The 3,944-nt window shown below is 40.2% G+C and carries 4 protein-coding genes; all 4 read right to left on the bottom strand.

What is annotated here, in order from left to right; all coding sequences use genetic code 11:
- Window positions 1-112: 112 nt before the first annotated feature.
- Window positions 113-955 (bottom strand): transglutaminase family protein, encoded by an 843-nt coding sequence (locus AAF462_10635; protein MEM7009579.1) that lies wholly within the window; start codon window positions 953-955, stop codon window positions 113-115.
- A complete protein-coding gene (locus AAF462_10630) occupies window positions 939-1,703 on the bottom strand; it encodes a peptidase (protein MEM7009578.1) in 765 nt (254 codons plus the stop codon). The genes AAF462_10635 and AAF462_10630 overlap by 17 nt, the downstream gene beginning before the upstream one ends.
- Window positions 1,700-2,683, bottom strand: coding sequence for an alpha-E domain-containing protein (locus tag AAF462_10625; GenBank protein ID MEM7009577.1), 984 nt, complete (start codon window positions 2,681-2,683; stop codon window positions 1,700-1,702). Before AAF462_10625 ends, AAF462_10630 begins: the two co-directional genes overlap by 4 nt.
- Window positions 2,684-2,704: 21 nt before the next feature.
- Window positions 2,705-3,944, bottom strand: a 1,240-nt coding sequence (locus AAF462_10620; protein ID MEM7009576.1) for a circularly permuted type 2 ATP-grasp protein, incomplete at its 5' end; no start/stop codon positions are given.

Below are 3,944 nucleotides of genomic sequence, written 5' to 3'. Positions count from 1 at the left end.
TTAAGAATTTGTAAAAAGAATCTAAATTTACAGCCATTTTTTCTCCCTCAGATTTTATTAGCAGTATTTCTATACTAAACTCGTCTGGATTTGAAATCAACATGTCATAAGATTACTTAGAAATTGAGATCTCGTATCCCATAATTGCCTCAGCACCTGTTCCCCGGAAAGAACCACTTACTGGAGCCGCCTGTTTAGGACTAGCACCTGTTGTTACAGCAATGTGCTGATCCGATACTGCAAGGCCTAATGTAGGATCGTACCCTCTCCATCCGCCGCCCGGCAAATATACCTCTGCCCATGCATGAAGGTGATTCTGCATAAGCGCTAAATCCCCCTCGGTGTAGCCACTCACGAATCTTGAGGCAAATCCCATGCTCCTTGCAGCCTCAGCAAATAGAACCACAAAATCTCTGCAAGACCCCTTTTTCCTTGAAAGTGTCTCCTCCGGCTCTCTCGCTGGGCCCTCTTCTCTTATTTCATGCTCAAAATTATCGAATATATAATTAGTCAAAGTAGATAAAAATTTCATTGAGCTATTTTCTGATTCTAATAGAATCTTTGCAACAAAACCTTCAAAATCTTCACTGTAATCTGAAGAAGGAAACCTATAGGGCTCAAGTATTCTCTTATTTGCAATTTTATATTCCATAGGCAAACGGTGGGCTCTATCAGTGGCCAGGATATAATCAAAAGGGTTTTCTCTTTTAGTTTCGACTTCCGAAGTGCAAGTTATCTCCAGAGAATCTGTAAGCTCCTCAAACCATAAGAAGATAGAATCTCCTCCAGCATCAATAATCTCTGATATTCCAGTGGGTGTAGGCTTAACTGAAATCTCGAAGTTCTTAAGAACCTGAGAACAATCTGACCTTGGGCGCAGTCTAACTATGTGGGGTTCTAAGAAGACCTCTTTACTATAGGCATATCGGGTAATGTGCTCAATCTTGTATAACATTTTTTTTAATAGGAATTGGGCCCTCATCTAGCTTAGAAAAAACAGCCTCTACCCAATTATGCGGAAGTTCTCTGATGGCCTCTCTGATGGTTTTCTGCCACCATTCCGAAAGCTGCATTAGCTCGTTTGCGTTGTAGCGGTACTCAACAATATTAAATGTATCAGTGCGGTAAAGAACCACGTCAATTGGAAAATCAACGTCCACCGCGCTTGTTCTAGTGGCATCAAATGCCAGGTAGCCAATCTTAAGAGCCATTTCAAGGTTTAGATCGTAGGAAAGTGCTCTATCCATTATCGGTTTACCATAGCTTGACTCACCAATAAGATAGTATGGAGTACCTTGACTCACTTCTACCCAATTGCCCTGTGGGTAGAGCATATAGAGTTTATGCTCTTTATCATTTTCCAACTGACCGCCAATTATCGAATATAGATTAAAAGGAAGCCCGCTTTCCTCAAGTGCTTTCTTATCCTCTTCTGCCACTCTTCGAACTTGAGCTGCAAAAGCGTTGACCGCTTTGTAGAGCTTATCAAAATCCTGATCACTCTGTTCTAGTACTTCATCGAAATATGTAAGGGCTTTATCTCTTACCGATCTAAGACCTGAGGTCATCAGAAAAAGAGAATGGTTTCCATATTGGTGTATCGTAACTTTTCTAGCAGTTATTGATTCGGTGCCTGTAGTCACAAGAGTATCAGCAATACCTACAAGTCCTTTTCTAACTTTCATTCCAACACAAAATGTCACTGTGAAGCCTCTCTAGATTGCATTTCCTTTTCCGTAGGACGTAGAGAGAAAAATGTATCAAATATTGCGTCCCCTACTCCGTTTAACTTGGTCTGGAAACTGTCTAAGAACTCATGCAGTCCAACAGAAATTATTTCATCTATATTTGCGTAGTCAAGCTCAGAGCGAAGACGCCCAAGACGTCTTTCTGCTTTGTTGGTGAATGTTCCGATAACCGTTCCTGTGATTTCATGAAGCGAAATCTGGGCTTTTAGAAGGCAATATCTGATTGATCTTGGAAATTTAAGATCCAATATTAGAAACATCGCAACATCATTAGGCGTAATTCTTCTAAACTTCTTCCTATACATTTCAAAGGCGCTTGCGGAATTTAATAATGCAGCCCAGCCTATATTATCTATTGGAGTTCCAACATCTTCTACCCTTGGTAGAAGGAAAAAATATTTAACATCAAGTATCCTTGAAGTTTTGTCGGCCCTCTCAAGCAACCTCCCCACTTGGTCAAAATGCCAAGACTCCCCATGCGACATAGTCGTATCAGTGGTACCTATAAACAGGTGACTATATGACTTTATCCTATTATAAAAATCATACGGCGTATCAAGCGCGACTCCTGCTTTTTCTGCATCTAGCAAATCGTAGTAGAATTGATTTATCTGCGCCCACATCTCTGAAGAAATAACCTCTCTGACTGAACGCGCATTTTCTCTGGCAGAACTAACTGATGAAATTATAGAATTTGGATTTTCTCTATCAAATGTAAGAAAATTTATAACATTATCTTTATTTGCAACCCCGTATCTTTCCTTAAACTGTTTGTGATCTCCGGTAACTATTACAAGCGGTTCCCACTGCTCTTCAGTTTCTACGGGACCATCTAACATTAGATGAAGATTCACATCTACGAATCGGGCAATATTCTCGGCCCTTTCCATGTATCGGGCCATCCAGTATATTGAGCTAGCTACTCTACTAAGCATAGTTTTTCACCATCAAACCAACTAACTTTTTGGCAGACTACTTAAAACCCAAGTATCTTTGCTGCCACCGCCTTGAGAAGAATTAACAACAAGAGAGCCTTTTTTGAGCGCAACCCTTGTAAGCCCTCCCGGCATAACGTATATGTCCTCTCCATAAAGAACATAAGGACGAAGGTCGACATGCCGCCCCTCATAGTGATCATCATCTACTATAATTGGCACTCTAGAGAGTGAGAGTGTAGGCTGTGCAATATAATTTCTGGGGTTTTCTTTTATTTTTTCTGCAAACTCTATTCTTTGTTTTGGAGTAGCCTGAGTACCCATTAGCATCCCATAACCACCTGACTCGTTAGCAGGCTTGACCACTAATTTGTCCAAGTTGTTTAATACATATTCCCGCTCTTTATCATCCCAGCATACATACGTCGGAACATTGGGAAGTATTGGATCTTCATCTAAGTAATACTTTATGATTTTAGGAACATATGCATAGACCACTTTGTCATCTGCCACTCCAGTACCAGGGGCATTGGCAAGAGCAAGCTTTCCTGATTTATATGCATTCATAATACCCGGCACTCCAAGCAGAGAATCTGGATTAAAAGATAAAGGATCAAGAAAATCGTCATCAATTCTTCGATAAATAACATCTACTTTTTCAAAACCTTTTGTTGTCCTCATATATACAAACCCATCTTGTACAACCAAGTCATTGCCCTCTACAAGTTCAATACCGGTCTGCTGGGCTAAGAAAGAGTGTTCAAAATATGCTGAATTGTATATACCGGGCGTAAGTAGTGCCACCTTAGGAGACTCAACACTTTCAGGAGCTAAAAACTGCAGCATTCGGGATAGTCTATTTGGATAATCATCAACGGGACGAATTCTTGACGCTTCAAATACAAGTGGAAAAGTTCTTTTTAAAACTTGCCGGTTTTCTAAAACATAAGAGACTCCGGACGGGCATCTGAGATTGTCTTCGAGAACATAAAAACTACCATCACGATCCCTTACTAGATCAGACCCAGTTATGTGACACCAAATACCCTTAGGGGGATTTAGTCCTTCACATTGTGGTTGTATACATTTACTGGAATAAAGAATTTCTTTGGGAATTACACCGTCTTTTAGTATTTTCTGATCGTGGTAAACATCATCTATAAAAAGGTTAAGTGCATAAATTCGCTGTTTAAGTCCACTCTCAATTAATTCCCAATCCCCAGGCTCTATGATCCTTGGCAGAATATCAAAAGGGAAAATT

The sequence above is a fragment of the Thermodesulfobacteriota bacterium genome (assembly GCA_039028315.1).
Taxonomy (GTDB): domain Bacteria; phylum Desulfobacterota_D; class UBA1144; order Nemesobacterales; family UBA2774; genus CR02bin9.
The sequence above is the reverse complement of the archived record's forward strand: the minus strand, read 5'-3'. Positions and strand labels throughout refer to the sequence as shown.